Origin of the sequence: Pseudorhodoplanes sp., from assembly GCF_050250235.1 — a bacterium.
Lineage (GTDB): Bacteria > Pseudomonadota > Alphaproteobacteria > Rhizobiales > Xanthobacteraceae > Pseudorhodoplanes.
In genome coordinates this window covers 1-5871 of sequence record NZ_JBFWPA010000239.1, presented here as the reverse complement: position 1 = coordinate 5871, position 5871 = coordinate 1, and the positions used below count along the sequence as shown (strand labels likewise).

General features: G+C 59.4%; 4 protein-coding genes and 1 pseudogene. 3 read left to right on the top strand and 2 right to left on the bottom strand.

What is annotated here, in order from left to right:
- A pseudogene (locus AB7F49_RS37595) lies at nt 1–1526 on the bottom strand (ATP-binding domain-containing protein); the annotation flags it as partial.
- Between the two features lie 89 nt (nt 1527–1615).
- On the bottom strand, nt 1616–2398 hold the full coding sequence (locus AB7F49_RS37590; RefSeq protein ID WP_428532557.1) for a hypothetical protein: 783 nt from the start codon (nt 2396–2398) through the stop codon (nt 1616–1618).
- 381 nt (nt 2399–2779) lie between these two features.
- Between AB7F49_RS37590 and AB7F49_RS37585 the strand changes: the two genes are divergently transcribed.
- The 3 genes from AB7F49_RS37585 to brxC form a co-directional block, all read left to right on the top strand.
- Nucleotides 2780–3589 carry a hypothetical protein gene (locus AB7F49_RS37585; protein WP_428532554.1) on the top strand — a complete coding sequence of 270 codons (810 nt, stop codon included), beginning with the start codon at nt 2780–2782 and terminating at the stop codon, nt 3587–3589.
- A 2-nt stretch (nt 3590–3591) separates the two neighbouring features.
- Nucleotides 3592–4143, top strand: a complete 552-nt coding sequence (locus AB7F49_RS37580) for a BREX protein BrxB domain-containing protein (RefSeq protein WP_428532551.1) — start codon at nt 3592–3594, stop codon at nt 4141–4143.
- A gap of 8 nt (nt 4144–4151) precedes the next feature.
- The coding region (brxC, locus tag AB7F49_RS37575) for a BREX system P-loop protein BrxC (protein WP_428532548.1) at nt 4152–5871 on the top strand (1720 nt) is incomplete at its 3' end.

Sequence of the window (5871 nt, the reverse complement as noted above, 5' to 3'; positions counted from 1 at the left end):
CTGACCAGCACGGCAATGGGCGGCAACTCCTGTGAGAGACGTTCTATTTCGTCGATCCGCGCCGATAGCCATGCGCCGATCGCTAGGTGATCTCGTGTTCCGGTGACCAGCACCGGTTTGAATCCGTCGTTGTCGGTCCGCGGAGGAAGCTGTGCCTCCGGCGTGTCCGGTGCCGACAAGCGGGCGATAGCGCGGGCGAGTTCATTAAGTTGACGGCTGTGACGGTAAGTGATGGTGATCGCGCGAATGTTTATGTCCGGATGCACCCATTTCAGATCAGCGTCGGAGCGGCTGCCCCAGGACGTGATGCGCTGATTGAAATCGCCGCAAGCAACAAACGCGTTAGCGGCAGGATCGCTAATTTGCGCCATGCACGCGAGCTGCACGGGCGAGAAGTCGGTTGCTTCATCGACCACAACTTGTGTCCTATACAATTCACGGATTGGCACAAGCGGGCGATAATCGCCCTGCGTAAACGCCCGCGCGATCCGGCGTTCTTCGAGCATGCTTCGGCCAGCTTTGAGCAAGGCAAGCAGCATCAGGTCGACCTCAAGCGGATGCACATCGCTCGCCGGAAAAGTCCCGCTGCTATACCAACGGCCCTCCGTTTGGCGCGCGCGGCGGTACCGCCGATAGCGGCCGGGAAGGCCGGAATAGTAGCGCTGTAACGGACTGATGAACCGGCGCGCCGCCGACACCACCTGGATGCTCTCACCGATTGGTATGAGATCGCCATCGGGGATAATGCGATTCCCCACCCATTCGATGATGCGACCGTTCCGCGTCTCGCGGTTGAGGGCTCGACCCATGGCTTTGGCGCGCGCCTTGCCTCGAATGGCACGCATGAGCGCATCGACGGCCGCGTCCTTGCCAACGCGAATCGGACGTCGATCCTCTTCTCCCTCGCCGTCCTCATCCTCGCCTTCGTCAGTATCAGCCAACGTGGCGACGAATTCGGCGAGGCTGTCGAGAAACGCTTTATCCTTCTTCAATTCCTGGCCGATCGCTGTTCGGATTGTTGCATCCGTTGACGTTCCCAGACGTGCCATGAGAGCCTGGACCTCGCCGGCCATGGCGGCGAGCGCCGGAAATGCTGCGGCACTCGTGCCAGATAAGGTTGCCGGCAAGGTTTCAAGCAACTGCGCACCAAGGCGCGCAATACCTGAATCCTTATGGCCGCTGAGGGCCTGAGCGTTCGTACGCAGATCATTCCAGAAATACTCACTCTGCCATCTGTCGAAGTCTGCGTACCATTCCCGCTGCAGTGCGAGCGTCGTCTCGGACAACGCAAGCACATCATCCTTCATCACAAAAATTCCGCCTCCTGCGCCCGACCGCAGAATGCCAAACCGGTGCCGCGCCATGTCACGACGGAAATCATCCCAGGTGGAAATTCGTTCATCCGATGCGGCGATATTTTCCCGCGCGAACGCCTCTTTCACGTATTGCCGAAGCAAATCGGTCGGGGTGAACATGATCCAGCTTTGTGAGTGCCCCGCCGACGCTGCTACTGTTGCGGCGACCATGTCTTTTTCGTCGTCGGTCAGGTACTCGAAATCAAGCTTTAGACCGAGGCGTTTGATGAGCGTTGTGGTTTTGCCGGTGCCAGGCGGTCCTAGGATGTCAGACGACTGTCGAGGGGCAGGCGGAAGATTTCGTCCTGATATCGATCGAGAACCGCCTGATCACGCAGCTCCATTTTCGTGATGGCATTGCGCCGCAGGCCTTCCGCCACAATCCCAGCAGCACGGTCTTCAGCGAGCGCTGCTTCGAGAAGGTCAACCTCGTCGGCTGCAGCACCCCGCAGCCGTAGAAAATCTCGGAACGATGTGATCGTAAGAGGTCCATACCGCTCTCCTTCGACGGTTGAATTGACGGAATCCCATTCCTCGTTTCCATGCGCCGGTCGTAAGAGGGCGCGTTCAACGACCGCCAAATTCACAACACCCGAGGGTGTCCGCACATCAAGATCGTCGCCAACCGGCAGTGCTGCCAAGCGGCCGAGGGGAGCCCGGTAGCTCGCGACAGCGCTGCCGTCGCGCGCTTTACTGTGGGGCGTTGCGCGGGAGATGAAATAGGTCTTCCGCTGGCCGTTTTCGTCTTCGGCCACAATCCGCGCGATGGCCGGCTCAGTGCTCAACACGCGCAACTCGCGTCGGCGGGCTTCATTAATTCCTTCTAGGTTCCGCAGGGCTTTTTCAGCATTCAGGGTGTTCACGGCCGCCAGGACGTTCATGCCCGAGTGGCGCTCCTCGCCAAGCGCTTGCCTGGCAGCGCTCCCCGCCTCCTCAAAGAAGTCGAGGGTTTTTTGGGCAATGTCCGCGATGCGATCGTCCTGTGAACCGGGTGTGGCATTCTCACTTTTTGCGGCCACAAGATCGCTTAGGCTACTGGGCACTGGGCTTCTCTCCAGTTCTTGGCCCGCGGGCCGACAGGGTGGTTAGGCAGTTTGCATAATAACCAAAGCTACACGCAGCAGAACATGAACTCGCTTTTCAACAACTGCTCATAAGCGCTGTGACACGTTCCGTTGGACTGGAAGGGTCCGGACGCGCTCGATATGATGCCGACCAGTTAGCCGGGCGGTGATATGTTCCGCAGGACGAGCCGGAGCTGTGCTCGCATCCAATGAGTCCTTGGGAGATGGCAGATCAAATGAATTTCCAATGAAATACGCGCTCGGATCATTTCGCCGGCAAACTTGCCGGCAAGATGGGATGAGCCTTGACACCTTTTTTTAGGCTTGCGAGATTGCGCCGGCAAACTTGCCGGCAGATCGATGCTTGAACAGTCGAGCTTATCTGTTTTGTTCGTTCCCGCCGCTGGCGCTGCACCAACTGCCGCGGACGTGGGATTCCGCCTCGGCGCCAAAGGCACGCACACCAGCCGGACGATGATGTTCGATGAGCTGCAGCAGGTGCTTGCCACGGCTCCGGCCGACGCCAAGCGCCAGGACTATGCAAGCGCCATCATCAATGGGAATTGTCTCTCGAAGCCGACAGCAGCCACGCGGAGACTGACCAATCAACGGCTGAGTGAACTGTATGGACTGGATCCCTCTATTCCGGTCTTTCGGGTGCTTCGGCGGCTTTGGGATCTGGAGAGTGAGGGCCGCCATCTACTTGCCCTTCTGATCTCTCTGGCCCGCGACCCACTTCTGGCGGCCACGGCGCCGTCCGTCATCTTCCTTCCCATCAATGCCGAATTCCGGCGTGATTCGATGAAGGCGGCACTGCAAGGGGTAGTTGGCGCGAGGCTAAACGACAGTACCTTGGATAAGGTCTGCCGCAACGCAGCTAGCACATGGGCTCAGGCTGGCCACCTCGAAGGCCGAACTTTCAAGAGGCGGCGATCGGTGAGGGCGACGTCGACCACGGTGGCATTTGCGCTCTATCTCGCCCATGCCGTGGGATTCCGTGGTGCCGAAATTTTTTCTAACGGCTGGCTCCGAGTCCTGGACTGCGATCCCTCCCAGGCGCGCCATCTTGCACTAGAGGCCAAGCGTGTCGGGCTACTCGACCTTCGCATGTCTGGCGATGTGGTCGAGCTAAACTTGTCGCGTCTCGATCCTTACCCGAGAAGGTCCTAACCATGGCGCGTATTGAGGATCTCGCCGAATCTTTTGGTCGTCACATCGCCACCCCGTGGCAGCGAACGGTTGCAGGCGCGCAACGCGTCGTCATGGTGGTCTACGACAAGGAGCTAGAGCGCACGCTCCGCGCTCGCAAACTCGCGTTTGAGACCGCGACACGAGAGGCCGGGCACGACTGGCGCGAGATTGATCTCGCTGATGCCTTTGCTGAGTGGATGGCCGCGGCCGATTACCGCGACGAGTATTTCGCCTCGCCCGAAGATCTCCAGCTCAAGCTGGAGGCCGAGTTTCCGGCGTTCATCGCAGATCGTGTTCGCGCAGTATTGCGCAGCCACCATGTCACCGAAAACACTGTGGTCGCCATCCTCGGAGCCGGATCGCTGTTTGGTCTCGCTCGTATCTCTCAGGTGCTGCGAATAATCGAGGGCGACATTAAAGGTCGGCTCATCGTCTTTTTCCCGGGCCACTTTGAACGCAACAATTATCGCCTGCTCGATGCGCGCGACGGCTGGAATTACCTCGCCGTGCCGATTACAGCGCACAACGAATGAGGAAACGCATGAAGGTCAAGGACACTCTGCAACGCGATCCCGCCGTTCATCCTCTCGTCAATCAGGGTCAAGCACGCATCTCAGATAGCCGAAACGAACGGACCCAGGCCGAGCTCCGCGGCGAACTCGAGACGTTCGTCTGTGAAGGGCAGTATGCCGATGGCATCCAGAAGATCATCCGCTCATTTCTCGACAATTTAGGCAAGACCAGCCAACGTGGCGCGTGGGTCAGCGGCTTTTTTGGCAGCGGCAAATCGCACCTTCTGAAGATGCTCTGCCACCTCTGGCAAGACACGCGCTTCCCGGATGGCGCCACCGCACGAAGTCTTGTGCCATCGATCCCGGAAGACCTGCGAGCACTGCTGATTGAGCTGGACACCGCAGGCAAGCGCGCGGGCGGCCTGATTGCCGCCGCCGGCGCCCTGCCGAGCGGAACGACGGACAACGTTCGGCTGACCATTCTGGCGATCCTGCTGCGGGCCGTTGGTCTGCCAGAGCAATATTCGCAGGCTCGTTTCTGTCTGTGGCTTCAGTCCCAGGGTCTGTTCGACAAGGTGAAGGCCGGAATGGAAGCGGGCGGCAAATCCTTCGAGCGCGAGCTCAACAATCTTTACGTCAGCGGCCCCATCGCGCGCAGCGTCATGGAATGCGACAAGCATTTTGCATCCAGCGAGGCTGAGGCGAAGCAACTGTTGAAAGCCCAGTTTCCTCCGCAGAACTCAGACATCACGACGGATGATTTCCTCCGAATTACGAAGGAGGCATTGCGTTTGGTAGGGCGCGATGGCCGCATGCCCTGCGCGCTGCTCGTGCTTGATGAGGTGCAGCAATACATCGGCGAGTCGAACGATCGCTCAGTCTTCGTGACCGAAGTGGCCGAGGCTGTTTCGAAGCAATTGGACAGTCACGTGATTATCGTTGGCGCAGGCCAAAGCGCGCTCACCGATATTCCATTGCTGCAGAAGCTGATGGACCGCTTCACCATTCGCGTCCCGCTTTCGGACGCCGAGGTCGAAACCGTCACCCGCAAGGTCTTGCTGCAGAAGAAGCCCACGGCTGTGAGCGATGTTCGCTCGCTGCTCGAAAAACACGCCGGAGAAGTGTCGCGCCAGCTGCAAGGCACACGGATCGGTGAGGTCGTTGAAGACCGCGCGGTCATTATTGACGATTATCCGCTGCTGCCCGTTCGCAGGCGCTTCTGGGAAAACTGCTTCCGTCAGATCGACGCCGCCGGAACAAGCAGCCAACTGCGGTCCCAGCTACGCATCATTCACGATGCGGTGGCCAAAGTCTCGGAGCGGCGCCTGGGGTCGGTCGTCCCGGCCGACGAACTTTTCGATGCCCTTGCGCCCGAAATGGTCAACACGGGTGTGCTTCTGCGGGAGATCAATGAACGTATCATCCAGGTTGGTCGCACTGAGGGTGAGTTGGCGCAGCGAATCTGTGGCCTCGTGTTTCTCATTGGCAAGTTGAAGCGGGAAGCCGGGGCCGACATCGGCGTCCGCGCGACCAAGGAGCACCTAGCCGATCTCCTCATTGAAGATCTCTCGGCAGACAACGGGAAGCTCAGGTCCGAGGTCGAGACGACCCTGAAGAAGCTCGCTGACCAGGGCGTTCTTATGCCGGTCGGCGACGAGTATCGGCTGCAAACCCGCGAGGGCAGCGAATGGGATCGCGAGTTCCGCAATCGCCAGACTAAGCTGAACAACGACGACGCCGCGATCCAGT

Bases quoted from the DNA above. Each gene is read 5' to 3' on its own strand.
- AB7F49_RS37585 (WP_428532554.1), top strand. From the start codon at position 2,780: ATGCTTGAACAGTCGAGCTTATCTGTTTTGTTCGTTCCCGCCGCTGGC.
- AB7F49_RS37580 (WP_428532551.1), top strand. From the start codon at position 3,592: ATGGCGCGTATTGAGGATCTCGCCGAATCTTTTGGTCGTCACATCGCC.